This window comes from Actinoplanes sp. NPDC000266 (assembly GCF_042899005.1).
Taxonomy (GTDB): domain Bacteria; phylum Actinomycetota; class Actinomycetes; order Mycobacteriales; family Micromonosporaceae; genus Actinoplanes.
Window position 1 is genome coordinate 670,456 of sequence record NZ_JBIAZI010000003.1, and the last position, 24,936, is coordinate 695,391.

21 protein-coding genes and 3 tRNA genes are annotated in these 24,936 nt (G+C 71.9%); 7 read left to right on the forward strand and 17 right to left on the reverse strand.

What is annotated here, in order from left to right; translation table 11 throughout:
• Window positions 1-19: 19 nt before the first annotated feature.
• Window positions 20-850 carry a helix-turn-helix transcriptional regulator gene (locus ACFY36_RS14580; protein WP_499746440.1) on the reverse strand — a complete coding sequence of 277 codons (831 nt, stop codon included), beginning with the start codon at window positions 848-850 and terminating at the stop codon, window positions 20-22.
• Window positions 851-937: 87 nt separating this feature from the next.
• On the opposite strand from ACFY36_RS14580, the gene ACFY36_RS14585 reads away from it, so the two are divergent.
• Window positions 938-1,765 carry an oxidoreductase gene (locus ACFY36_RS14585; RefSeq protein WP_499746441.1) on the forward strand — a complete coding sequence of 276 codons (828 nt, stop codon included), beginning with the start codon at window positions 938-940 and terminating at the stop codon, window positions 1,763-1,765.
• Here ACFY36_RS14585 and ACFY36_RS14590 read toward each other — a convergent pair.
• A complete protein-coding gene (locus tag ACFY36_RS14590) occupies window positions 1,752-2,354 on the reverse strand; it encodes a HEAT repeat domain-containing protein (RefSeq protein ID WP_499746442.1) in 603 nt (200 codons plus the stop codon). The two genes, ACFY36_RS14585 and ACFY36_RS14590, sit on opposite strands and share 14 nt — an antisense overlap.
• A gap of 92 nt (window positions 2,355-2,446) precedes the next feature.
• Window positions 2,447-3,931: a DHA2 family efflux MFS transporter permease subunit gene (locus ACFY36_RS14595; RefSeq protein WP_499746443.1), complete on the reverse strand. Its 1,485-nt coding sequence runs from the start codon at window positions 3,929-3,931 to the stop codon at window positions 2,447-2,449.
• Between the two features lie 121 nt (window positions 3,932-4,052).
• Between ACFY36_RS14595 and ACFY36_RS14600 the strand changes: the two genes are divergently transcribed.
• Genes ACFY36_RS14600 through ACFY36_RS14610 form a run of 3 tightly spaced genes read left to right on the forward strand, consistent with a single transcriptional unit; the run spans window position 4,053 to window position 8,204 of the window.
• Window positions 4,053-4,679 (forward strand): hemerythrin domain-containing protein, encoded by a 627-nt coding sequence (locus ACFY36_RS14600; protein WP_499746444.1) that lies wholly within the window; start codon window positions 4,053-4,055, stop codon window positions 4,677-4,679.
• Window positions 4,676-5,428: an AfsR/SARP family transcriptional regulator gene (locus ACFY36_RS14605; protein ID WP_499746445.1), complete on the forward strand. Its 753-nt coding sequence runs from the start codon at window positions 4,676-4,678 to the stop codon at window positions 5,426-5,428. The genes ACFY36_RS14600 and ACFY36_RS14605 overlap by 4 nt, the downstream gene beginning before the upstream one ends.
• Window positions 5,429-5,447: 19 nt before the next feature.
• Window positions 5,448-8,204, forward strand: a complete 2,757-nt coding sequence (locus tag ACFY36_RS14610; protein ID WP_499746806.1) for an AfsR/SARP family transcriptional regulator — start codon at window positions 5,448-5,450, stop codon at window positions 8,202-8,204.
• On the opposite strand, the gene ACFY36_RS14615 is transcribed toward ACFY36_RS14610, so the two are convergent.
• Window positions 8,201-11,437: an ROK family protein gene (locus tag ACFY36_RS14615; RefSeq protein WP_499746446.1), complete on the reverse strand. Its 3,237-nt coding sequence runs from the start codon at window positions 11,435-11,437 to the stop codon at window positions 8,201-8,203. The two genes, ACFY36_RS14610 and ACFY36_RS14615, sit on opposite strands and share 4 nt — an antisense overlap.
• 245 nt (window positions 11,438-11,682) lie before the next feature.
• On the opposite strand from ACFY36_RS14615, the gene ACFY36_RS14620 reads away from it, so the two are divergent.
• The 3 genes from ACFY36_RS14620 (at window position 11,683) to ACFY36_RS14630 (ending at window position 15,734) form a co-directional block, all read left to right on the forward strand.
• The gene (locus ACFY36_RS14620) at window positions 11,683-13,017 is read left to right on the forward strand and encodes an MFS transporter (RefSeq protein ID WP_499746447.1); all 1,335 of its coding nucleotides are present in this window, start codon (window positions 11,683-11,685) and stop codon (window positions 13,015-13,017) included.
• A 47-nt stretch (window positions 13,018-13,064) separates the two neighbouring features.
• A complete protein-coding gene (locus ACFY36_RS14625) occupies window positions 13,065-14,798 on the forward strand; it encodes a glycoside hydrolase family 3 protein (protein WP_499746448.1) in 1,734 nt (577 codons plus the stop codon).
• Between the two features lie 105 nt (window positions 14,799-14,903).
• Window positions 14,904-15,734, forward strand: coding sequence for an oxidoreductase (locus ACFY36_RS14630; protein WP_499746449.1), 831 nt, complete (start codon window positions 14,904-14,906; stop codon window positions 15,732-15,734).
• Here the strand turns inward: ACFY36_RS14630 and ACFY36_RS14635 are convergent.
• From ACFY36_RS14635 to ACFY36_RS14695, 13 genes are all read right to left on the reverse strand, one after another.
• A complete protein-coding gene (locus ACFY36_RS14635; protein ID WP_499746450.1) occupies window positions 15,706-16,008 on the reverse strand; it encodes a hypothetical protein in 303 nt (100 codons plus the stop codon). The two genes, ACFY36_RS14630 and ACFY36_RS14635, sit on opposite strands and share 29 nt — an antisense overlap.
• On the reverse strand, window positions 15,960-16,703 hold the full coding sequence (locus ACFY36_RS14640) for a hypothetical protein (protein ID WP_499746451.1): 744 nt from the start codon (window positions 16,701-16,703) through the stop codon (window positions 15,960-15,962). The genes ACFY36_RS14635 and ACFY36_RS14640 overlap by 49 nt, the downstream gene beginning before the upstream one ends.
• 30 nt (window positions 16,704-16,733) lie before the next feature.
• Window positions 16,734-16,821: transfer RNA gene (locus ACFY36_RS14645), tRNA-Ser, on the reverse strand.
• A 35-nt stretch (window positions 16,822-16,856) separates the two neighbouring features.
• Window positions 16,857-16,949 (reverse strand) — tRNA-Ser (locus tag ACFY36_RS14650).
• An 11-nt stretch (window positions 16,950-16,960) separates the two neighbouring features.
• Window positions 16,961-17,033 (reverse strand) — tRNA-Leu (locus tag ACFY36_RS14655).
• A 127-nt stretch (window positions 17,034-17,160) separates the two neighbouring features.
• A complete protein-coding gene (locus ACFY36_RS14660) occupies window positions 17,161-18,612 on the reverse strand; it encodes an acyl-CoA synthetase (protein ID WP_499746452.1) in 1,452 nt (483 codons plus the stop codon).
• A gap of 4 nt (window positions 18,613-18,616) precedes the next feature.
• The gene (locus ACFY36_RS14665; RefSeq protein WP_499746453.1) at window positions 18,617-19,072 is read right to left on the reverse strand and encodes a MaoC family dehydratase; all 456 of its coding nucleotides are present in this window, start codon (window positions 19,070-19,072) and stop codon (window positions 18,617-18,619) included.
• Between the two features lie 57 nt (window positions 19,073-19,129).
• Window positions 19,130-20,476: a hypothetical protein gene (locus ACFY36_RS14670; protein ID WP_499746454.1), complete on the reverse strand. Its 1,347-nt coding sequence runs from the start codon at window positions 20,474-20,476 to the stop codon at window positions 19,130-19,132.
• Complete coding sequence (locus ACFY36_RS14675) at window positions 20,473-21,408, reverse strand: branched-chain amino acid ABC transporter permease (RefSeq protein ID WP_499746455.1); 936 nt, start codon at window positions 21,406-21,408, stop codon at window positions 20,473-20,475. Before ACFY36_RS14675 ends, ACFY36_RS14670 begins: the two co-directional genes overlap by 4 nt.
• Complete coding sequence (locus ACFY36_RS14680; protein WP_499746456.1) at window positions 21,405-22,265, reverse strand: branched-chain amino acid ABC transporter permease; 861 nt, start codon at window positions 22,263-22,265, stop codon at window positions 21,405-21,407. The genes ACFY36_RS14675 and ACFY36_RS14680 overlap by 4 nt, the downstream gene beginning before the upstream one ends.
• Window positions 22,258-22,929: an ABC transporter ATP-binding protein gene (locus ACFY36_RS14685; protein ID WP_499746457.1), complete on the reverse strand. Its 672-nt coding sequence runs from the start codon at window positions 22,927-22,929 to the stop codon at window positions 22,258-22,260. Before ACFY36_RS14685 ends, ACFY36_RS14680 begins: the two co-directional genes overlap by 8 nt.
• Before the next feature lie 43 nt (window positions 22,930-22,972).
• A complete protein-coding gene (locus ACFY36_RS14690) occupies window positions 22,973-23,740 on the reverse strand; it encodes an ABC transporter ATP-binding protein (RefSeq protein ID WP_499746458.1) in 768 nt (255 codons plus the stop codon).
• A complete protein-coding gene (locus ACFY36_RS14695) occupies window positions 23,740-24,906 on the reverse strand; it encodes an ABC transporter substrate-binding protein (protein ID WP_499746459.1) in 1,167 nt (388 codons plus the stop codon). The genes ACFY36_RS14690 and ACFY36_RS14695 overlap by 1 nt, the downstream gene beginning before the upstream one ends.
• Window positions 24,907-24,936 lie beyond the last annotated feature (30 nt).

The window sequence follows — 24,936 nt, forward strand, 5'->3', positions numbered from 1 at the left end:
GTCTATACCCAGATGGTCGCTATGGGGTCATCTGCTGGATGCCGATGGCGGCCAGCAGGTCGAGCCTGCTCCGGGCGTCGGTGCCGGCCCGCGGCGTGTAGACGACCAGGCGCAGATCGGAGCCCTGCGTGGTCAGGACGTTCGATTCCAGGGGGATGTCGCCGGCGTCGGGGTGCTCGATGACTTTGGTGGCGCTGTGGTGGTCGGCCACCGAGCGCAGGGCCCACAGCTCGCGGAACCGAGGGACACGCTGCAAGCGGGCGACCAGGGCGGTGACGGCCGGGTCGTTCGGGTAGCGGCTGGTCGTGGCGCGCAGGTCGGCCACGAGCGACTCCTCGAACTCGGCCCGCTCGGCCGGTGTCTGCCGGGCTCGGCCGAGCGTGCCGAGTTCGAACTGGCGGATCAGCACGTGGCGGCCGTCGGGCGGATAAGCGCTGGGGTCGCCGAAGACGGCCGCGTACAGCGGGTTCCAGGCCAGCAGGGCCCAGGTGGCGTCGTGGACGGCCAGAGGGCTGGCGGAGAGCTGATCCATGATGCGCTGCAGGCTCTCCGGGATCAGGCGCGGCACCCGGCCGGGGTCGGCGGCGTGGCCGGCCAGGCGCAGCAGATGGGCCTGTTCCTCGTCGGAGAGGCGCAGCGCCCGGGCCAGGGCCGAGCAGACCTGGGCCGACGGCGTCGGGGCCCGGCCCTGCTCGATGCGCACCACGTATTCGACCGAGACGCCGGCCAGCATCGCCAGCTCGCCCCGGCGCAGGCCGGGAACGCGGCGCGGGCCGTTGGCGGGCAGGCCCACGGTGGCCGGGCCGGTTCTGCTCCGCCAGGCGCGCACCGCGGCGCCGAGTTGGTTCATGGGCTCCATGGTGCCGCGCGCGCGAGGCGGATGGGTGGTACAGGTTGTAGCTCCCATGCGGCGCCCGGGCGGAGCAGGCTGGGCGGCATGAACGACTCTCTGAAGCTCGCCGACGATCTCGTCCTGTCCCGCATCGGGTTCGGGGCCATGCAGCTGGCCGGGCCGGGCGCCTTCGGGCCGCCCCGCGACCGGGCCGGGGCGGTGCGTGTGCTGCGTACGGCCGTCGAGCTCGGCGTCACCCACATCGACACCAGCGACTACTACGGGCCGTACGTCACCAACGAGATCATCCGGGAGGCCCTGCAGCCGTACCCGGAAAGCCTTCGCATCGTCACCAAGGTCGGTTACAGCCGAGGCCCGGACGGCAGCTGGAACCCCTCGCCGCACAACCTTCGCGAGCAGGTGCTGGACAACCTGAAGCGGCTCGGGCTGGACGCGCTCGACGGGGTCAACCTGCGGGTCGAGAAGGGCGAGCCGCTCGCCGATCGGTTCGGTGAGCTGGCCGAGATGCGGCGCGAGGGGCTCGTACGGCATCTCGGCCTGTCGAACGTGACGGCTGGGCAGGTGGCCGAGGCGCGGGCGATCGCGCCGGTCGTCTTCGTGCAGAACATGTACAACCTGGCCCATCGGGAGGACGACGCCCTGGTCGACGCGCTGGCCGCCGACGGGATCGGCTTCGTGCCGTTCTTCCCGCTGGGCGGTTTCAGCCCGTTGCAGTCGGAGGTCCTCAGCGAGGTGGCGGCCGAGCTCGGGGCCACGCCGCAGCAGACCGCCCTGGCCTGGCTGCTGCACCGCTCGCCGGCGATCCTGCTGATCCCGGGCACGTCGTCGGTCAACCACCTGCGCGAAAACCTCGCCGCGGCCGATCTGGAGCTGCCGGACAGCGCCCTGGAGCGGCTCGCTACGCGCTTCTGACCCGGGCCTCCAGCTCGTCGGCGGCCGAGCGCCACTGCTGCTCGGCGGCGGCCGTGAGACGGTCGAACAGGGCCGGGACGCTCTCCGGCGGGCGCCGGTCGCCGGCGTAGCGCAGCAGGGTGCTGGCGGCGTGGTAGCGGACCAGGTATTCGGGATCGCGCACGGCGGCGGCCAGAGCGGTGACCAGGGCGCTGTTCGGCGGGAAGCGGGCCAGGGCGATGGCGGCGTCGAGGCGGGCGAACTCGGAGGAGGCGGCCGCGCTCAGCACGCCGACGATCGGGCGGGACCAGGACGGGTCGCCGGTGATCGTGTAGAGGGCCTCGGCCACCCGGATGCGCATCGCGCCCGAGGTGCCGTGCAGGGCTCCCCGCAGATAGCTCACCGCGTCGGCCGGGGCGCGGCCCTCGGCGGCCAGCGCCGTGAACGACTGGGCGGCGAGCGGGTCGCCGGCGGACAGGCCGGCGCGGAGCATGCGCTCGACGGTGCGGGGGTCGGCCCGGACGGCCGTCAGAAGGCCGGCGAAATCGGGATCGGGGTACGGGTCGCCGAAGACCTCGCGCCGCCATGTTTCCCATTCAACCGTGCTCATTGATGGACATTATTACCAAAGATCGCTACGCATGGCGAAAGATGATCAAGCACACGAAAGAGCCCCGGCCGAATCGGCCGGGGCTCCTCGTTTCAGTGCGCCATCGCGGGCGGCGCGTCCGGGTCCACGTCGAGCGGGCCGCTGCGGAACATCAGGGCCGAGACCACCGCGCAGACCAGGAAGAACGCGCACGACCACCAGAACACCGTGTGGTAGCTCTGCAGCTGGGCCTCGGCGGCCAGGGTGGCCGACGGGGTGTGCGAGGACGCGTAGTTCGTCGCGGCGGTCGCGGCGAACGAGCTGAGCAGCGCGGTGCCGATCGAGCCGCCGATCTGCTGCACCGTGTTGATCATCGCCGAGGCGACGCCCGCGTCGTGGTGCTGCACGCCGCTGGTGGCGGCGTTCTGGGTGGGCGCGAAGACCAGGCCGAGGCCGAGGCCGATGATGAGCAGGCCGGGCAGGACCCCACCGGCGTACGACGAATCGAGCTGAAGGCGGGTCAGATAGGCCATGCCGACGGCGGCGATGAGCGCGCCGGCCGGGACGAGCGGGCGCGGGCCGACCTTCGGCGTGAGGATCGAGCCGGCCAGGGTGGCCGACACCATGATGCAGGCGAGCATGGGCAGGAACGCCAGGCCGGTCTGGATCGGGGTGAAGCCGAGGATCGAGGTGAGGAAGTAGGTGAGGAACAGGAAGATGCCGAACATGCCGGCGCCGGCGATGCCGATCGCGGCGTACGAGCCGCCGCGGTTGCGGTCGAGCACCACGCGCAGCGGCAGCAGCGGCTGCGCGACGCGGCGCTCGATGAGCACGAAGGCGATGAGGAAGACGACACCCACGATGATCGGGATGAGCGTGGCCGCGGCCGTCCAGCCGTCGGTCTCCGCCTTGCCGAGGCCGTAGACCAGGCCGACGAGACCGATGACGACCGAGACGACGCCCGGGATGTCGATCTTGCCCTTGCCGTCGACCGGCTCGTCCTGCAGCTTCATGAGGCCGCCGACGACCGCGATGGCGGCGATGACCAGGTTGACGTAGAGGCACCAGCGCCACGAGGCGTACTCGGTGAGCACGCCGCCCAGCAGCAGGCCGACGGCGCCGCCGGCGCCGGAGATGGCGCCGAAGATGCCGAACGCCTTGCCGCGCTCGGCCGGCTCGGTGAACGTGGTCGACAGCAGCGACAGGGCGGCCGGGGCGAGCAGCGCGCCGAACGCGCCCTGCAGCGCGCGGGCCACGATGAGCATCTCGAGGCCGTTGGCGGCGCCGCCGAGGGCCGAGGCCAGCGCGAAGCCGACCAGGCCGATGAGGAACATCTTCTTGCGGCCGAAGAAGTCGGACAGGCGGCCGCCGAGCAGCAGCAGGCTGCCGAAGGCGAGGGCGTAGCCGGTGACGACCCACTGCCGGTCGGCGTCGGAGAACGCCAGGTCGGCCTGCGCGGTGGGCAGCGCGATGTTCACGATCGTGGCGTCGAGCACCACCATGAGCTGGGCCATGGCGAGCACGACCAGTGCCCACCAGCGGCCGGAGCCCTGGTCGGCCGCCGGCCGCGTGAGCCGGGTTTGAGTATCGGTGGACATGCGCGCCTTCCGTAGCGAGGGTCTTCCGTCCCCATCTGCATCGGCAGGCGGCGGCCCCGGCTTAAGGGCCCGTCAAGTCGCGGGCAAGTGCGTTCCCCGAGACTGCGCGATCGTGAACGACATGACCATGGACCACGAGCTGGTGGCCCTCCACCGGGTGTTCCGCCGCGAGGCCGCGCTGTTGTCGCGCTTCGTGACCGGATGCCGTCCCGGCGACACCGAGCGCGCCACGCAGGTGGCCGGCGCGGTCCGGCGCTACACCGGTGAGCTGCTGTGCCACCACCGGGCCGAGGATGAGCTGCTGTGGCCGCTGGTGCGGGAGCGGGCCCGCCTCTACGACGAGCTCGTGAGCCGCATGGAGACCCAGCACGGCCGGCTGGAGCGGACCCTCCTGGCCATCGGCGACCTTCTCCCCCGCTGGGAGCTGGGCGCGGCCGAGGCCGTACGGGAAGAGCTCGCCGGCCGTCTCGCCGAGCACCGGGCCGCCCTCGTGGAGCATCTCGACGACGAGGAGGAGCTGATCCTGCCCCTGATCGCCGAGCACCTGTCGCCGGCCGAGTGGGAGCAGGTGGCCAGCCGGGGCCTGGCCACCCTCACGCTGGGCGCGATCCTCGAGGAGGCCGAGCCCGACGAGCGCCGCCACTTCCTGGCCAAGGTGCCGCTCACCGGCCGGATGGCGTGGTGGCTGGTCGGCCGCCACCAGTACCAACGGCACGTGTCCCGGCTGCGGGAGCCGCAGCCCTGGTGAGCGCCGGCGTCCGCTTCTCCCTCCTCGGCCCGGTGCGTGCCTGGCGCGACGGTGTCGAGCTGCCGCTGGGCGACTCGCGGCAGCGCACGGTCCTCGCCGTCCTGCTGCTCCGCGAGGGCGCCCGCACCAGCACGCGCGAGCTCGCCGAGGCCATCGGAGATCAAAATCAGGTTCCCGCGTACGTCCACCGGTTGCGCCGCACGCTCAGCGGTGGCCCGGTCCAGCTCGGCTGGTTCGGTGGCGGCTACGCGCTGCACGTGCCCACCGAGTCGGTCGACGCTCGCCTCCTGGCCGCCCATCTCGCGCGCGCGGCCGGGGCCGAGCCCGGAGTCGCGGCGGCTGAGCTTGAGGACGCGGTGGCCCTGCGCCGAGGCGTACCTCTGGAAGGTGTTGACGGGTCTTTCGCGGCCGAGCATCGGGAACGCCTCGACGAGATGTGCCGGACGGCGGCCACGCGCCTGCTCGCTGTGCTGGTCGAGGCCGGGCGCTACGAGGAGGCGATCGCCGGTCTGCGGGCGCTCGTGGCCGAACGCCCGCTGCACCAGCCCGGGCACGCGCTGCTGCTGACCGCGCTGCACCGCGCGGGGCGCCGGGCCGAGGCGCTGGCCCATTACCGCACGGTCCGTTACACGCTCGCCACGGAACTGGGGGTGGAGCCGATGCCGGAGCTGCGAACCCTGAACCGGATGATCCTCGATGTCGACTACCCGACCGTTTCAGCAGTTCAACGTGGGTGGCCACCCACATAGGATCGTGATCGTGATCGAGATGCGGGTTCTCGGTCCGGTCGAAGTGCTCCTCGACGGCGAGCCGATCGCCGTCCGCGGCAACCAGCCGCTCGCCGTGCTGGCGATCCTGGCCGCCGCCCGTGGCCGCCCGGTCGCCTCCGACCGGCTGATCGACCATTTGTGGGGCGCCGCGCCGCCGGCCGGGGCCGCGGCGGTGCTGCAGTCGCACGTGTCCCGGCTGCGGCGCGCGCTGGAGCCACGCCGGCCCCCGCGCGGGGCGGCCCAGCTGCTGGTACGCGAGGCGGCCGGCTACGCGCTGCGGCTGCCCGCCGGGTCGCTCGACGCCGGCCGCTTCGAGCAGGGCCTGCGGGCGGCCGACGGGCTGCCGCCGGCCGGGGCGCTCGACCGGCTGCGCGACGCGCTCCAGCTGTGGCGCGGCCGCCCGTACGAGCAGTTCGCCGACGACGAGTGGGCCGCGACCGAGACCGCGCGCCTCACCGAGCTGCACCACACCGCCCGCGAGCGCGCGGTCGACGCCCTGCTGCGCCTGGAACGCACCGACGAGGCCATCCCGGCCGCCCGCGCCCTCACCGGCGAGGACCCGCTGCGCGGCGAGCCGTGGCGGCTGCTCGCGCTCGCGTTGTGGGCGGCCAGCCGCTCCGGCGAGGCCCTGTCCGTGCTCGGCGAGCACCGGCGCGTCGTCGCCGACGAGCTCGGCCTCGACCCCGACCCGGCGCTGGCCGCGCTGGAACAGGCCATCCGCGAGCAGCGGGCCGACGTGCTGGAGGCGGCGCTGCGGCCCGGGCCGAGCCCGGTGCGCCCGGCCCAGCTGCCCCGTGCGCAACCGGCCTTCGCCGGGCGCTCCGACGAGCTGCGCCGCCTCGACCGGCACACCCCGGCCCTGGTCGTGGTCAGCGGCACGGGCGGGGTCGGCAAGACCACCCTGGCCGTGCGGTGGGCCCACCAGGCCGCCGCCCGCTATCCGGACGGGCAGCTCCACGTCGACCTGCGCGGCTTCGGGCCCGAGGACGCGGCGGCCGACCCGGGCGACGTGCTGGCGGCCTTCCTGGGCGCGCTGGGCGTGCCCGACCAGCGGATCCCGCCGTCCACAGCGGACCGGACGGCGCTGTTCCGCAGTGTGCTCGCGGCCCGGCGGATGCTGCTGGTGCTCGACAACGCCCGCGACGCCGACCAGGTGCGCCCGCTGCTGCCCGGAAACCCGGACTGCGCGGTCGTGGTGACCAGCCGCAGCCACCTCATCGACCTGATCGTCACCGACGGGGCCTATCCGATGCGGCTGGACGCCTTCCGGCCGGCCGAGTCGGTGGCCTATCTGAGGCGCCGTCTCGGCGACGAGGTGGTCGACGCCGACCCCGGGGCGCGCGACGCGATCGTGGAGCGCTGCGGCGGACTGCCGCTGGCGCTGGCCCTGGTCTGCGCCCGCGGGGCCTTTCCGCTGGCCGAGATCGACGCCGAGCTCGGCTACGCGGAGGGGCTCGACGGCTTCGCGGTGCCGGGCGTGAAACACGACCTGCGGGCGGTGTTCTCGTGGTCGTACCGGCGGCTGGTCCCACTCGCGGCGCGGATGTTCCGGCTGATCGCGCTGCATCCGGGGCCCGACCTGAGCGTGGCCGCGGCGGCCGCGCTGGGCGGAACGGAACCGGCCGTGGCCCGCATGCTGCTGCGCCGGCTCACCGACGCCCACCTGATCGCCGAGCACCGGCCCGGGCGCTTCACCCTGCATGACCTCGTCCGGGCGTACGCCAAAGAGACGGCCGGAAGGGTCGACCCGGCGGAGGAACGCGACGCGGCCGTGACCCGCCTCCTGGATTTCTATCTGCATTCGTCGCGGAACGCGGCGCAGACGCAGTACCCGTACCGCCGCCCGGTGATGGTCGGCGACCCGCCGCCGGGCATCACGGTGGCGGCGTTCGCCGATGTGCCCGGGGCGCTGGCGTGGCTGGACTCCGAGTACGACAACATCCTCTCGTTGCTGGACCTGTGCCGCACCGGCCCCTCTGAGCACTACCTGCCCCTGTTCGTCTGGACCTTGGCGTCGTACCAGCAGGACATCCGCTTCCATCTGGTCGACGCGCTGGCGCTGGCCACCGACGCCCTGGAGATCACCGGCGACCGTTGGTGGACCGGATATCTGCGCTACATGGTGGGGCGCGGGCTCCTGCGGCTCGGCCGCCACGAGGAGGCGAGGGCCGAGCTGGAGAAGGCGATAGCGATCGGCCGCGAGATGGACGACCCGGGCCGGATGGCGCACGGGCTGCTCAGCGTCGCCGTCTCGATAGTGACGGTGCACGACGTGCCGACCCGCGCGCAGGCCGAGGCCGCCCATCCGTACGCGGTCGAGGCCCGCGACAACTACCTGCGGATGGGCAGCGAGCAGGGCGCGGTCGAGGTGGCGAACGCGCTGCACCCGATCGCCTGGTACCACGCCCACCAGCCGGGCGGGCACGGCGAGGCCCGCCGGCTGTTCGAGGAGAGCATCGCCATCAGCGAGCGGTGGCGGCACGCGTACGGCGCGGCGGCCGGCTGGATGCAGCTGGCCCGCTTCCACCAGCACACGGGCGATCTCACCGCGGCTGTCGCCGCTTTCGGCAAGGCCATCGAGTTGTACGGCGAGGTGGCCGACCTGCGCATCGAGCCCTTGATCGGGTTGTACGCCTGCCATCGCGACGCCGGGGACCTGGAGGCGGCCGCCCGCACGCGCGACGAGGTGGTGGCCCTGCTGAAGACGGCCCGCTATCCGGACCTGGCCCGCCTGTCCGGCATCCTGAACCTCTAAGGCAGCAGCGACTCGACGGCGCCGAGCACCTCGGCGTCGAGGGTCAGACCACTGCGCACAACGGTGAGCTCGGCGGTGACGGCCTGAGAGCAGTGCCGCAGAAGCGACTCGCGGATGCCCTCCTCGACATGCGGCCCGGCCACACCGTAGCGCCCGCCGACGACGACAACGGCCGGGTTGAGCATGTTGGTGAGCGGCGCGACCGACCGCCCGATCAGCCGCCCGGCGTCGAGCAGGGCCCGCTGGGCCGGCCGGTGCCCACCGGCGGCCAGTTTGAGTAGCCGCTCTTCGGGATCCTCGGACTCGCGGATGAAGGGTGCGGCGTCGAGAACGGCCCCGAAGGAGGCGGGCGACAGAAAGGTGGAGAGACATCCACGGCTGCCGCAGATGCAGAGCGGCCCGACCTCGCGCACGTTGAGATGACCGACCTCACCGGCGTAGCCGAGAGCGCCCCGGTACATGCGGCCACCAGCCACGATGCCGGCCCCCGTGTATTGGTCGGCGCGCAGAAAGAGAACGTCCCGGGCCCCGACGGCGGCACCCCGCCGAACCTCGGCGAGAGCGGCCAGATCGGCGTTGTTCTCGACCCGGCAGGGCACGCCGAGCACGCCGGTGATGACATCGGCCGGCGCGAACCCGGAGAACATGGGCAGAATCCCGCGCGTGCCGAAATGCCCGGTGACCGGATCGACGGGCGCGGGAACGCTGAGCCCGACCTCACGCAGGTCCCGCACGTCGTGCCCGTGCGCGGTGAGCAGGTCGGCGATGAGCTCCCCGGCCAGCCGGACCGGAGCCTCACCGGCCAAGGTCATGGAATTCGGATGGGCGGCCTGGTGAAGCACGGCCCCGGCGCCGTCGGCGACAACGACCCGGATCCCGTACGCGCTGATGGCCGCCCCCGCCAGCAATTCCTTGGGCGTGACAAGCCGAAACCCGGGCGAGGGCCGCCCCGACCGCCCTTCCGGAGGCAGATCGCAGGGCTCGACAAGCCCATCGCGCCGCATATCGTCGAGCAATTCGACAACGGCGGCCCGGGGAAGTTTGGTCAGCCGCACGACATCGCTGCGGGCCAGAGCCCCATGAGACCGCAGAAGCCCAACAATCCGCTCCCGCCGAGCAGCCCGCTCCCGCTGCCGAGGCGAGAGGTTCCGCTGCGCGACAGCTTCCACTTCACCTACGCTTCCCGCCTCACCACCGCGCCGCTCGGCCTCACCCGCACGCCGCTCCACCTTGCCAGCGCGGCGCTCGACGCTTCCGGCCTCACCACCGCGCCGCTCGGCCTCACCCGCACGGCGCTCGGCCTCACCACGGCGACGCTCCACGCCTCCCGCCTCACCACCACGCCCTTCGGCGCCACCACTACGAAGCTCCACGCCTCCCGCCCCACCACCACGCCCTTCGGCGTCGCCACCGCCAAGCTCCACGCCTCCCGCCTCACCACCACGCCCTTCGGCGCCACCGCGAAGCTCCACGCCTCCCGCCCCACCACCACGCCCTTCGGCGCCACCGCGAAGCTCCACGCCTCCCGCCCCACCACCACGCCACTCGGCGCCACCACCGCGAAGCTCCACGCCTCCCGACAGTTCGCCGGGTCGCCCTACCACTCCCGGGCCGGACATACCCGATTTATCGCCTTCATCGGGCGCGGGAGGTGGGGTGGGATCGGGAAGCGAGGGGAACGCTGGGATCGCGTCGGGCCCGGAGGCCGGATGAGACTCAAGGGCCGGGCGAAACTCGGGGAACGCATCGGGCCCGGAGGCCGCATGAGACTCAAAGGCCGGGCGAAACTCGGAGGACGCGTCGGGCCCGGAGGCCGCATGAGACTCAAAGGCCGGGCGAAACTCGGAGGACGCGTCGGGCCCGGAGGCCGCATGAGACTCAAAGGCCGGGCGGAACTCGGAGGACGGAAGGGCTCCGGAGGCCTGAAGGGATCCGGAGGCCGTAAGGGAACCGGGAGCCGCAAGGGAACCGGGAGCCGCAAGGGAACCGGGAGCCGCAACCGACCCGGACGCCGCAACCGGCCCGGGCATCGGGTGGGGCGTGGACGAGCTTGGAGGCGTGGGGGACGCGGAAGGAACGGACGGGGCGGACGGGGGCAGGCGGCTCAAGGCGGCGGCTATCGCGCCCAGCAAGGCGGCTCGGCCTGCGAGGGTGCCGGCGTGGATTTCGGTTTGTTCGGCTACTGCCGGCTGGGCGTAGCGCAGCAAGGACTCCCGCACTCCGGCCACGATGGGGCCGTCTTCGGTGATCAGGGGGCCGTCGAGGACCACCAGCGATGGGTTGATCGTGTTGGCCAGGTCGGCCACCACCCGGCCGATCATGCGGCCCGCGTCGGCCAGGACCCGCTGGGCGATGGCGTCGCGGGTGGCCAGTTCCAAGGCCCGCTCGGCGGTCACCGCCTCGCCGTAGCTCGCGGACAGGGCGGCTAGCAACTCGCGCGGAGCCGCGATCGTTTCCAGGCAACCCCGGTTGCCACAGCGGCACAACGCTCCCGTCTCGTCGACCTGCACGTGGCCGATCTCGCCGGCCACGCCGGTTGCTCCCCGGTGCACCTCGCCGTCCAGCAGCAGGCCGCAGCCGATGCCCGAGGCGATCCTCAAGTAGCAGACGTCGCGCCGGCCCTGGGCCACCCCGTGCGTCACCTCGCCCAGCAGGCTCAAGTTGGCGTCGTTGACCACCGCCACCCCGTGCCCGAGCCGCCGGCGAAGCTCCGGTCCGGCCGCGAAACCGGCCCAGCCGGGCAGCACGCTGCTGGTGTGCACCATCCCGCCCGCCACCGGCGCCGGTAGTCCGATGACGGTCAGCCAGACCCGCCGGCCGCCCGGCACACACTCCGTGATGAGCGCGGCGAACTCGTCGAGGATCTCCCCCGGTGTCGTCCCGGTGAGGACCCGGCCGCGCTCCACCTCGATCTCGCCGGTCAGCCCGGCCACGGCCACCCGCGCCGCCGCCACCCCCGGGCCGCCGCCCGCCGAGTCGAGGATCGCGCCCACCACATAGCCCGCGGCCGGCCCCAGCGACAGCAACCTCGCCGGCCGGCCCTGATGGCCGGCCGCCACCGGGTCCGACTCGACCAGGGCGCCGGCCGCCAGCAGCTTGGTGAGCAGGCCGTTCACCGTCTCGCGGGCCATGCCCGTGCGGCGGATGAGGTCGGTGCGGCTGATCGGGCCGGCGTCGCGGACGGTCGCCAGCACCAGGTCGCGGCCGGTGATTTGCGCGGGGCGGGTCGCCATCGCCGAAGCCTACCCCCGGGTTTTGCTCGTTTTCTCGGTTAACGCCGCAGTGACCCACAACACCTGGCACCCAAGCCCCGAAACCTCGCAGAAATAACCGAGGAAGAAGACGAATCAAGGCTTCCGTACGGCCGATCTACCTCTGGTTTGGTGTTAATCGGCTCATTACCTTCGAGATATCAGGTGGTAACGAGCCGGGCCCGGCAAGGTACCTGTCCCCCAATGCGTAACCCAAGGAGGTTGCGATGACCGAGTTGCCACCGGTTGCCGGCCTGCGGACCGCCGACCCCTCGCTGAACGATCAGATGATCGACCAGGTGAACCCGATCAGCGGCGTCCCGCTGAAGGTGACTCCCCCGGACGCGCCCAAGCGCCTGATCTCCGCGATGGCGCTCGCGCAGTTCGGCGCCTACCTGACGATCATGACGCCGGTCGTGGTCACCCTCTCCGTCCGCGTGGCCGAGATCGCCCCGGACAACAAGGCCTCCGCCCTGAGCGCCGTGCTCTCCGTGGGCGCGCTGCTCGCTCTCGTCGGCAACCCCTTCTTCGGCGCCATGAGCGACCGCACCCGGTCGCGCTTCGGACGGCGCCGGCCCTGGCTCATCGGCGGCATGATCGCCGGTCTGCTCGGTCTCGCGATCGTCGCCACCGGCAGCTCGATCCCGGTGCTCACCCTCGGCTGGGCCGTCACGCAGCTCGGCGTGAACGCGACCCTGGCCACCCTGACCGCGCTGCTGCCCGACCAGGTGCCCGCCCATCAGCGTGGCCGCGTCGGCGGCATCCTCGGCCTGATGACCTCGATCGCGATCCTGGCCGGCACCGCCCTGGCCGCGCTGCTCTCCGGTCACACCTTCGCGATGTTCATGGTCCCCGCGGTCATCGGCACCCTCACCGTGGCGCTGCTCATCTCGATCCTCAAGGACCGCCCGGCCGCCGCCGGCCAGCACGAGACGTACGACTTCAAGGAATTCCTGCGCACCTTCTACGTCAACCCGCGCAAGTTCCCCGACTTCTCCTGGAACCTGCTCAGCCGGTTCCTCATCTGGATGGGCATCGCCAGCGTCACGACCTACCAGTCGTACCTGCTGATCGACCGCTTCGGTTACACCACCGACAACGTCGCCACCGCCGTGCTGATCGCCACGCTGCTCACCACGGCCGGCATGGTGGCCGGCTCGACGATCGGCGGGTGGCTGTCCGACCGTACGGGAAACCGCAAGCCTTTCGTCCTCGTCGCCGGCGTCGTCATCGCCGTCTCCCTGCTGGGCATCGCGGTCAGCCAGAGTTTCGCCCTCTTCCTCGTCTCCGTCCTCGTGTTCGGCGTGGGCGAGGGCCTCTACCTCGCGGTCGATCTGGCCCTGGCCACCGAGGTGCTGCCCAACCCGGACGACGCGGCCAAGGACATGGGCGTGCTGAACATCGCCAACGCCCTTCCCCAGTCGCTGGTGCCGATCCTGGCCGCCCCGATCCTGGCCATCGGCTCCAGCGACAGCGAGAACTACGGCCTGCTCTTCCTCCTCGGCGCGATCGTCGCGATCGTCGGCTCCCTGCTGGTCCGCCTCGTCCGCGGCGCCCGCTGATCTCTTTCTCCCGGAGGCACCCCATGTACCCGTACCAGAACCCCGCTGTGAAGACAGAGGACCGGATCAGCGACCTGATCGGCCGGATGACCCTCGAGGAGAAGGCCGGCCTGATGTTCCACACCATGGCCGCCGTGAACGCGGACGGCACGCTCTTCGAGCCGGACTCGGAGAAGGGCATGTTCCCGTCGACGCGCTGGCTGGTCGAGGACAAGCTCATCAACCACGTCAACATCCTCACGATGGGCCCGGTCGCGCCGGAGCGGATCGCCGAGTGGCACAACCGGATCCAGGAGCTGGCGGCGAACACCCGGCTCGGCATTCCGGTGACCGTGTCGACCGATCCGCGGCACGGTTTCATCGACAACCCGGCGACCTCGGCCGCCGCCGGCGGCTTCTCGGTCTGGCCGGAGCCGATCGGGCTGGGCGCGACCAAGGACCCTTCGCTCGTACGGGAGTTCGCCGACATCGCCCGGCGCGAGTACCTGGCGGCCGGGATCCGGGTCGCGCTGCACCCGATGGCCGACCTGGCCACCGAGCCGCGATGGGCCCGCACCAGCGGCACGCTCGGCTCCGACCCGTCGGCGGTGGCGGCGCTGCTGAAGGCGTACATCGAAGGGTTTCAAGGTCCTTCGCTCGGCCCGGACAGCGTCGCCACGATGGTGAAGCACTTCCCGGGGGCCGGACCGCAGATGAACGGCGAGGACGCCCATTTCCCGTACGGCCGCGAGCAGGTCTATCCGGGCGGAAGGTTCGCCGAGCATCTGGCGCCGTTCGAGGCCGCCTTCGAGGCGGGCGCGGCCCAGATCATGCCGTACTACGGGATGCCGATCGGCACGTCGTACGAGGAGGTCGGCTTCGGGTTCAACAAGGGCATCATCGAGGGGCTGCTGCGCGGGACGTACGGCTTCGAGGGTGTCGTCTGCACGGACTGGGGCCTGGTGACGGACGCGGACGACGTGTTCGGCGCGCCGATGCCGGCCCGCGCGTGGGGCGTGGAAAACCTGTCCCGGCTCGACCGGGTATATCGGATCATCGAGGCCGGCGCCGACCAGTTCGGCGGCGAGTACTGCCCCGAGCTGGTCGTCGAGCTGGTCGAGTCGGGCCGCGTCGCTGCGTCGAGGATCGACGAGTCGGCCCGCCGCATCCTGCGGGACAAGTTCCGGATGGGCCTTTTCGACGACCGGCGGTACGTCTCCACGCCGAACGCGGCGACGGAGATCGGCCGCCCGGCGTACGTGGCGGCGGGTCTGGAGGCGCAGCGGCGCTCGATCGTGGTGCTCCAGTCGTCGGTGCTGCCGCTGTCCGAGGGCATCAACGTCTACGTCGACGGCGTCGACCCGGACGTGGCCGCCCGCTACGCCAAGGTGGTCTCGTCCCCGGCCGACGCCGACATCGCGATCGTGCGCCGCAACGCCCCCTACGACGACACCCGCACGACCGGCTTCGAGTCCTTCTTCCACGCGGGCCGCCTGGACTTCACTGCCGCCGAGCTCGACCCGATCCTTTCCGTGGCCGACGCGGTCCCCACGGTCGTCGACGTGCTGCTCGACCGCCCGGCGGTGCTCACCCCGCTGGCGTCCCGGGCCGCCGCTCTGACGGGCAACTTCGGCGCCTCGGACGAGGCGTTGTTCGACATCCTCTTCGGCCGTACGAAGCCGTCCGGCACCCTGCCGTTCGAGCTGCCCCGCTCGATGGAGGCCGTCGCCGCCTCCCGCGAGGATGTCCCGAACGACACCGAGGACCCCCTCTTCCCGTACGGCCACGGTCTTACGCTCTGAGGCCCACTCGTGGCGCTGCCGTACCTCCGCGGGGGTACGGCAGCACTTTTGCACCGCCTCCCTACGGGGGACGCGCCCAGGGCCCGGCCACGGAAGGATCCCGGCATGGGAAGAACAGTGGTGGTCACGGGCGCGACCAGCGGACTCGGCCGGGAGGTGGCCGGCGTGCTGGCCGCCGCGGACTGGCGGGTGGTCCTCGCCTGCCGCGACCCGGTGCGGGGCCGGGCGGTGGCGGCGGCGATCGGCGGCGACACGCTCGTCCGGCCGCTCGACCTGGCCGACCTGGAATCGGTGCGCCGCTTCGCCGACGGCCTGCACGGTGACGTGGACGTGCTCATCAACAACGCCGGGGTGATGGGCGTGCCCTACGCGGCAACCGCCGACGGACACGAGCTGCACTTCGGCACCAACCATCTGGGGCCGTTCGCGCTGACCGGCCTGCTGATCGACCGGATCCGCGACCGGGTCGTCACGGTGTCGAGCGGCCTGCACGTGCTCGGACGGCTCCCCTACCGGCGTTACCGGCGCTGGCTGGCCTACGCCTCGTCCAAGCTGGACAACCTGCTGTTCGCCTTCGAGTTGCAGCGCCGGCTGACCGCCGCAGGCCGCCCCACGCTGTCCTTGGCCGCGCATCCGGGCGTCGCCGCGACCGAGGGCCAGCGCCGGGACACCTCACTTCAGGGGAAGATCCTGGCCGGTGGCGCGGCCCAGAGCCCCCGGAGTGGCGCGCTCCCGATCCTGCACGCGGCAACCGCACCCCTCGCCGCCGGCGGCATCTGCGTCGGCCCGGACGGCTTCATGCAGCGCACAGGGCAGCCGACCGTCGTCCGCACGAGCCGCGCCTCCCGGGACCCGGAACGGGCGGCCGCGCTGTGGAAGCGCTCCGAGGACCTTACTGGGGTCCGCTTCACCCGGTTGGCCAGGGCGTCCCGATGATCGGGGTGACGCCGAAGTCGGCGGCGATGGTCTGGAAGTCCTGGAACAGCAGGGTCGTGGTGAGCCTGCCCCCGCTGACGACGCCGCGGGCGCTGACCCGGCGGCCGTCGGCGTCGAAGACGAAAACAGGACCACCGCTGTCGCCCTTGCGGGACGCGGTCGCCCCGTGGGTGCTGGTCGCGGTGACCATGCTGGTCACGGTGATGTCGTCGCCATCGCTGTCGGTCAGCCGGTAGGACGCGTTGAATTCGTTGTTCGTGCGCAGGCCACACACGACCGCGCTCCTGCCGCCGGATTGGCACAGCATCTCTCCGGTGAGGCGCAATGAGCGGCCGACACCAGCCACTCGGCCGCTCCGAACCGGTCCCGCACCCCGAATCCGGAGGTGCACGCCTTCTTGAAGTAGCCGGCCAGGGTGGTGTGTACCCGTGCGCCACCCCACCAGGGCGGGCCGTCGTTCCCCCGGGTCATGAACTCGGCGGGCGCCTGCTCCACGAGCGTGACCGGCACTCTGGCGTCCCGCCCGGCCTGCGAGAGTGCGGTTCGCGACACCGCCCGTCCCGACCAGGTGACGCGCAGCCCGCTGCCGTCGCCGCTGGCCGCGACGCTGTTGACGCCGGTTTCCGCGGTCGCCGCCAGAACTCGTTCGGCCGCGCGGTCGAGATCGACACGCGAATAGGCGGCCGGCCGCACGCCGACCGGCGCGATCCGCTCCGCGCGCTTCACCGCCTCGGCCACCGACGCGGGAAGGGCGCCCTTCCACCACAGCACCACCGCCCGGCCCTCGTATCCGACGTTCGTGAACCCCGGAGCGTGCTCGGACTCGATCCGCTCCAGGATCATCTGCGCCGACGGCCGCAGCACGTCCTGCTGATACCGCATCTCGGCCCAGGTGCTCGCGTCCAGAACTCCCCGGAGATGTTCGGGTGGGCCGGCCGCCGAGCTTGCGGCGGGTGTCGCAGCGGTCACCACCCGTCGTCCGAGATCCGACGGGTTCGTTGGCGGAGACGGGGCGAGTCGAACGCCCACGGGTTTTACCCCCAACCGCTTTCGAGGCGGCGGCCGGCGCCCATCGGCTGGCGTCTCCCGGTGTTTCGTGTCGCCGGAGCTACGGCGACATTGAGGAGAGCAAGGGATTCGAACCCTTGGTAGGGGCTGGTGCCCCTACTGCGGATTAGCACTCCGCCGCCTTCAACCGGACTCGGCCAGCTCTCCATTTTATTGCGTACCCGGAGCGCGATTCGAACGCGCACTGGCGCCGTCCTGAGCGGCGTGCCTCTGCCGTTGGGCTACCCGGGCCGGAAAAAGAAAACGCCGCCGTCCCTCAGGCGGGCGGCGGCGTCAAAGGCGCCACCGTCTTCGGCCACTCAGCAGGGAAATCGACATCTCGGTGCTCCTTCCCCGCGTCTCGGTGGTGATGACCATGTTAGGAGCCGGCCGGCGGCGGTGGCAACGCATTTAAACGGCGGAGTTCTGCCTTGCGAACCTTGTTCGAGCCGGTGCGGGGAAGGTCGTCCACAATGGTGAAATGGGCCGGGATCTTATATCTGGCCACCCGCTCGGCGAGGTGGGCCCGCAATTGATCGGCGGTGGGCGGCGGACCGGCGGCGGGGACGATGAAAGCGCGGCCCACCTCGCCCCATTTCTCGTCGGGAACGCCTATCACGGCGGCCTCGGCGACCGCCGGATGCTCGAAGAGCGCCGCCTCCACCTCGGCTGGGTAGACGTTCTCGCCGCCGGAGATGTACATGTCCTTCAAGCGGTCCAGGATGTGGAAGTGGCCACCCGCGTCGACCTCGGCTATGTCGCCGGTGCGGAGCCAGCCCTCGGTGAAGGCGTCCGCCGTCGCGGCCGGGTCGTTCCAGTAGCCGGGTGTCACGTTCGGGCCCCGGACCAGCACCTCCCCGGGGTTGCCGTCGACGCGCACGTCGGTGAAGAAGACCGGGACCCCGGCCGAGCCGACGTGGTCCAGACTCTCGCGGGCCTCCAGGAAGGTCGCGCCGGGTGCCGTCTCCGTCATGCCGTAGCCCTGGCAGAACGTCAGCCCGCGCTCCTGATAGGCGCGGATCAGCGCCGGCGGGACGGCCGCCCCGCCGCTCATCACGCAGCGCAGCGACGAGAGGTCCGTGTCGGGCCAGCGCGGGGACTGCGCGAGCGCCGCGAACATGGCCGCGACGCCGAACATCCAGGTCACGCGGTGCGCCTCGATCAGGTCGAGCGCCCGGCCGGCGTCCCAGGACGGCATGATGACGCACCGGCCGCCCTTCAGCACGGTCGGCAGCAGGCACTGGTTGAGCGCCGCCACGTGGAACAGCGGCGCGCCGATCAGAGTCACCTCGTCGCCGGCCACGTCGACGCCCACGAGCAGGTTGTACGTGTTCCAGATGACGTTTCCGTGGGTGAGCACGGCCCCTTTCGGGCGGCCGGTCGTCCCGGACGTGTAGAGGATGAAGGCCGGGTCGTCCAACTCCACGTCGACCTCGAGGGGCGGTCCGTCGATGCCCGACAGCTCCGGCAGTTCGATGGTCGTCGGCGCTGACACCACGGCGCATTCCGGCGCGCGGATCAGGACCCGCGCGCCGCAATGGCCGAGCTGATAGCCGGCCTCGGCCGCCGTCAGCCGGAAGTTCAGCGGGACGAAGACCCCGCCCAGCAGGTGGGTGGCGAACAGGGTCTCGACCAGCGCCGGATGGTTCGGGCCGAGATAGGCGACCCGGTCGCCCCGGCCGACGCCTTCCGCCCGCAGCCGGTGGGCCAGCCGGGTGATCCGGTCGCGCGTTTCGGCGTACGACCATGAATCGTCACCGAAGACCAGCGCGACCCGATCGGGCGAGATGGCGGCGCGCCGCGCCGGCCACGAGCCGAGTCCCCTGTTCATGGCGTCAGGGGTAGTAGCGGTAGATCGGCCGCGCCACGCACGCCGGCTTGCCGGAGCCGTCGATCTCCACCGTGAAGTCGAGTTTCACCTGCGCTCCGCCGCCGCCGACCGGTGTCACCTCGGCCACCGTGGCGGCCAGGCGGATCTTCGAACCGACCTTCACCGGCGACGGGAAACGCACCTTGTCGAGCCCGTAGTTGATGCCCATCGACACCCCGCTCACCTGCAGCAGCTCCGAGAAGAACGGGATGACGAGCGACAGGGTGAGATATCCGTGGGCGATCGGCGCCCCGAACGGTCCTTCCTTGGCCCGTGGGACGTCGACGTGGATCCACTGGTGGTCGCCGGTGGCCTCGGCGAACTGGTTCACCCGGTCCTGGGTGACCTCGAGCCACGCGCTGTGCCCGAGGTCCTGACCGGCGAGGGTCTTGAGCTCGTCGATGCCGTTGACGCTGATCATGAATGGCGCCCCTTTCGTCTTCACGAATTCTCGCCCGCCGCGGCTGCGACTGCCGTCTCACGCTTTCACCGTGAACGGCCGCGGATACGGCGCCGGGCGGTAGTGCACGTAGTCCGAGGACCCGGCGACGGCGTTCAGAGCCTCCGGCGACGTCCCCGACCAATAGCCGTCGCCCACCCGGCGTTCCAAGGCGCGCAGCGCCGCCAGCATCTCCCCCGCGGTGAACGTGCAGTGCCCGGCCCGGTGCACGAAGGCCTGCCGCAGCAGCTCCGGGGACCGCACAGCCTCCCGATAGGCGCTCTGCACCTGCACCGGCACCAGGGCGTCCCCGGTGGTGTGAATGGTCATCAACGGGTCCTTGAGCCGTCCCGTGAACGACAGGTTCCGCGCGATGTACGCCACCGCCCGGGGATCGGCGCTGATCCGGGGCGCCCCCGCCAGCGCCCGCAGGTCGTCGTCGAGCGAGGCACCGGCCGCGCGGTAGAGGGCGTTCACCTCTTCACGAAGCGACGACCGGGCCAGCATCCGCCGGTAGTCCACGCCCCTGTTCCACGACATGTTCCCGCCCGCGCGGCTCTCCGCCTCCTGCCGCCACGACAGCCCCACGTAGACGGTCGTACCCAGCGCCTTCGCCTGGTTCCGTTGCGCCGTCTCGTAATCGCCCGGCGCCGGCTCCGGCAGCGCCGGGTCGGTCCACGCCGGGATGTTGTGCAACGCCGCCGCCAGGGCCGTCCGCGCCCGGCCCACCGCCGTCGTCTGGGCCTGCGCCAGCGCCGTGTTCAGAACCCCGGCTGACGCCAGGGCCGTCGCTTGGTCCTTCAGCCGTACGAGGGGCAGGCCGCTTCCCGGGAGCAACAGCGTCCGCAGGGCGAACAGCGGGTCGAGCGTGTTGTTCCAGTTGGCCACGCCCCCTTGTTCGAGCCCGCACATGGCCAGCCCGCCCGCGAACCGCGCCGGATACCTCTCCAGCAGCCCCGTGGTGACCATGCCACCCATCGAGGTCCCCCAGGCCAGCGTCCGCCGGGCCGTCCCGAACCGCGTCCCGAAGACGCCGAGCGTCGCGATCTGGTCGGGCAGCGCCTGCTCCAGCACCCATCCGGTGTCCGCATAGGACGACCCGATCAGGGCGTACCCCTGGTCGAGAAGTGTCTCTCGAACGGCGGCGCTGGGCGCGTTCTGCGCCGGGTTGGGCGCGCCCTTGGGCGTATAACCGTGGCTGTAGAGCAGAACGGTCCGGTTCCACCTCTCCGGCACGTCGAACACGTAGGCCGCCCCGGACCCCAGCATCCCTTCGACGTGGGTGACGGCCGCCGCCGCGACCGGCGATGCCACGGCCGGCGCGGACAGCCCTGCCACGACCATCGCGAACCCGGCGATGACGGCGTTGACGCGACGAGTTCTCATGCGCGTTCCTTCCAGGAGCGGCGGACGGTGGGGACTATCCCCTTGGGCATGTAGCGGACGGCGACTATCAGAAGCAGGGCGTAGACGGCGTACGAGAGGACGCTGGGCGCATAGCTGGGCATGCCGGGCCGCGTGCCCAGCTCGTTCAGGAACTGGACCAGCAGGACGATGACGGCGGCGCCCACCACCGGGCCGGCGATGGTGCCCAGGCCGCCCACCACGGCCATCACCACGAACTCGATCGAGAGCAGGACCGGGAACGAGCCGGGGGCCAGATATCCGAGGTAGAAGGCGTAGACACCGCCGGCCAGGCCGGCGAAGGCGGCGGAGAGGGCGAAGACCGCCAGGCGGTAACCGCCCACCGGCACGCCGCTCGCGGCGGCCGCGGTCTCGCTGGTGGCGGCGGCTCTCAGGGCCCGGCCCGGCCGGGAGGCCACGACGTTGCGGGAGATGAGCAGGACCACGGCGAGGACGGCCCAGACGACGTACGCGTAACCGATGTCGTCCTTCAAACCGGACAGGCGCGGGATGCCCTGCAGGCCGATGGCGCCGCCCGCCCACGTGCCCTGCCCGAGCAGGGACAACAGGATCAGTTGTACGGCCAGTGTGGCGAACGCTAGGTGATGTCCGCGCAGGCGCAGCAGCGGAGCGCCGAGCAGCACGGCCGCGGCCGCCGCGACGACGGGGGCCAGCAGCAGGCCGAGCACCGAGGGGACGCCGTGCACGGACAGGAGGCCGGCCGCGTAGGCGCCGATCGCGTAGAACGCCGCCTGGCCCAGGGAGACCTGCCCGGCGTACCCCATGAGAAGGGAGACGCCGGCGGTGACCGTCGCGGCCAGCCCGAGCAGGATGTAGACCGAGAGTTGCTTCTCCGGCAGCAGCGGCGGCAGCGCGAGGGTGACCACGGCCGCGGCGATCAGCGGATATCTCATCGGGCCGCCTCACGGACCGGGCCGGTGCGGGCGGCCTGGACGATCATCACGGTGAGCATGAGCAGGAGGGCCACCTCGAGTTGATAGGCGCCGCCGCCGTAGCCGGCGATCAGGGTCTGCGCGACGCCGAGCAGGAGGCCGCCGGCCAGGGCCACCACCGGGCGGGTGAGGCCGCCCAGGACGGCGGCGGCGAAGCCGTTCACGATGAGGGTGACGTCGCTGTCGAACGTGACCTGCTGCACGGGGGTGGTGAGCACGCCGGCCAGGCCGCCCAGGGCGCCGCCGAGCGCGAACGCCAGCAGGCCCATCCGGCGGACGTCGATGCCGACCACGCGGGCCGCGTACCGGTTGGAGGCGCAGGCCGACAGGGCCTTGCCGAGGTCGGTGCGGGTGAAGAAGAGGGCCAGGGCCGCGAAGACGGGCACGGTGACAGCGATGATCAGCAGGTAGTGGGCCTGGATGCGGGCGCCGCCGACGGTGGCGACGCCGGGCAGGCCGGGGAACGAGCGGGGCTGGTCGCCCCAGAGGACGATCTCGACCGCGTACGCGAAGACGCCGAGGCCCAGGGTGACGATGAGCGACGTGCCGGGGTCGGTGCCGGGCCGGCCGATGGCGACGACACCGACGAGCACGCCCACGACGGCGGCCACGACGACCGACAGCGACTCCGAGAGGACATGCGGCAGGCCGGCCGTGAGCAGGGTCGAGGTCAGCATGGCGGCGATGACGGCGAACGCGCCCTGCGCGAAGTTGACCACGCCGGTGACCCGGTAGATGGCGACCAGGCCGCTGCCCACGAGGGCGAATCCGGCGCCGATGCCGAGGCCGGTCAGCACGTAGCCGAGGAAGTCACTCATAGTGCCCGCCCAAGTAGGCCGCGGTCACCCGCTCGTCGGAGGCCAACATCGCGGCGTCCCCGGCCAGGACGATCCGCCCGGCCTCCAGGACGTACGCCCGTGAGCACAGCGACAGGGCGAGCCGCGCGTTCTGCTCGATCAGCAGCACGGCCAGTCCCCGCTCGCGGTGCAGCGTCCGCAGGTGGCCCACGAGTGTCTCGACGACCAGCGGGGCCAGGCCGAGGCTGAGCTCGTCGATGACCAGCACGTCGGGCCGGGCCATCAGCGCCCGGCCGATCGCCACCATCTGCTGCTGCCCGCCCGAGAGCGTGCCCGCGTCCCGGCGGCGCAGCGGCACGAGCGCCGGCAGCAGCTCGTAGATGCCCGAGGTGTCGCGGCCGCGCCGCCCGTTGCGCCATCCGCCCAGGCGCAGGTTGTCGTCGACGCTGAGGTCCGCGAAGACCTCCCGCCCCTCCGGCACCTGGGCGAGCCGCCCGTCGACCGTGATCCGCCCGGCATCCGGCGCGACCAGGCCGGAGAGCGCCTTCACCAACGTCGTCTTGCCGGCGCCGTTCGCACCGATGAGCGCGACCATTTCGGATTTGCCCAAGGAGAGGGAGACGCCATCGAGGGCGGTCGCGCCCGAATAGCGCACCGTCAGCGAGGCCACGTCCACCAGCGTCATGCGCCCACCGCCGGACGGGCCGTGCCGGCGAGGGCGGGCCGGATCATGCGCTCGCTCCCAGGTACGCCGCGATGACCTCGGGATCGGCCCGGACCTCGGGCGGCGGGCCGGAGGCGATGACGCGGCCCAGGTCGAGGACCGTGATCTGGTCGGCCAGGCGCATGACGAAGGCGACGTCGTGCTCGACCAGGAGCATGGTCAGGCCGTCGCGCCGCAGGGAGGCCAGCAGCGTGGCCAGGTGTTCGCGCTCGCCCGCGCGCAGGCCCGAGGCCGGCTCGTCGAGCAGCAGCAGGCGGGGCTCGCCGCACAGGGCGCGGGCCAGCTGCAACGCCCGCTGCTGGCCCAGCGGCAGATCCTCGGCCGGGCGGCCGGCCCAGTCGGCCAGGCCGGTCATCGCCAGGCATTCCAAGGCCCGGGCCCGGATCTCCCGCTCCGCCCGGTAGTGCGAGGGCAGGCGCAGCGCCCCGGCCACGAAACCGGCCCGGGTGGTGCCGTGGGCGCCGACCATCACGTTCTCCAGGGCGGTCAGGCCGTGGAAGACGCGCGCCGCCTGGAACACCACCGACACACCGAGGCGGGCGCGGCGGTGCGCCGCGAGCCGGTCGATGCGGACGCCGTCGAGTTCCACCCGGCCCGCGTCCGGGGCGAGCTGGCCGCCGATCAGGGCGAACAGCGTCGACTTGCCGGCGCCGTTCGGCCCGATCACCGCCCGGAGCTCGCCCGGCGGGACGTGCAGGTCGACGTCGCGTACGGCATAGACGCCCCCGAAGGCCCGCGACGCACCGGTCACCGCGAGCGCGGCGCCCGCCATCAGCGCCCGCCCAGCTTCTGCGCCGAGTATTCGGTCGGCACGAACGCACCCTTCGTGACGGTGGTGATGGCGATGTAGTCGGTGGTCAGGCCGCTGTGGTCGGTCGCGGAGTATTTGTACGTGCCGTTCGGCGTGGTCAGGGTCAGGCCCTCGAGGGCGTCGCGGACCTTCTTCTTGTCCGTGCTCCCGGCCGCCTTCAGCGCCGCCGCGAGCAGCTTCACGCCGCTGTAGCCGTCCTGCGCGAACTGCGGTGGCGGATAGCCGTACTTGGCCTCGAACGGCTTGGACAGCTCCTCGATCGCGGTCTTCTGCTCACCGGCCGGCAGCGCGCCGCCGACCACGCCGATCGAACTGGCCACGACCGCGCCCTCGGCGGCCGCGCCGGCCGGTTCGAGGAAGAGCTTGCTGGCCTGGGCGCCGGTCAGCACGAGCGGGATCTTCAGGCCGCTCGCCGCGTACTGCTTGGTCAGCGCCACCGCGGGCGCGCCCGTGGCCCACACCATGAGGGCCTGGGCGTCGGACGAGCGCACGTGGGTGAAGACCGCGCCGAATTCGGTCGCGGTGGTCTGGAACTGCTCGATGGGGTTCAGCGTCACGCCGTACTGCCCGGCCTTGGCCTCGAGGCCTTTGAAACCGGCCACGGCGTAGCTGCTCTTGGTGTCGTAGGCGACGGCAACCTTCGAGAGCTTCTGCGCCTGGAAATACTGAAGGGCGGCTTCGGCGTACGTCCCGGACAGCGCCGGCACGACGAAGACGTACGGATGAACGGGTTTGACCTGTTCGTCGGCCGGGGTGAGGGAGAGGTACGGGATCTCCTCGCGGTCGACCAGCGGGACCGTGGCCAGGGCGGAGTTGGAGAAGGGCGAGCCGATGACGGCGTCGGAGTCGCCCTTGAGCTCGTTGAAGGCGAGCACGGCCTGGTCGGGCAGGCTCTTGTCGTCCTTGACGGTCAACGCAATCTTACGCCCGTCGATGCCGCCGGCCGCGTTGATCTGCTCGACGGCGAGGGCCACGGACTTCTGGTTCTCGGTGCCGAGCGGCGAGTAGTTGCCGGTCAGCGAGACGATCTGGCCGACCTTGATGGTGTCGTCGGAGCCGCCGCCGGTGGAGGACGAGCAGGCGGACAGGATCAGGGCGAAGGCGAGGAGCGGAACGGATCTGCGCACGGGTGCCTCCCGTTACAGGATCATCGTCGG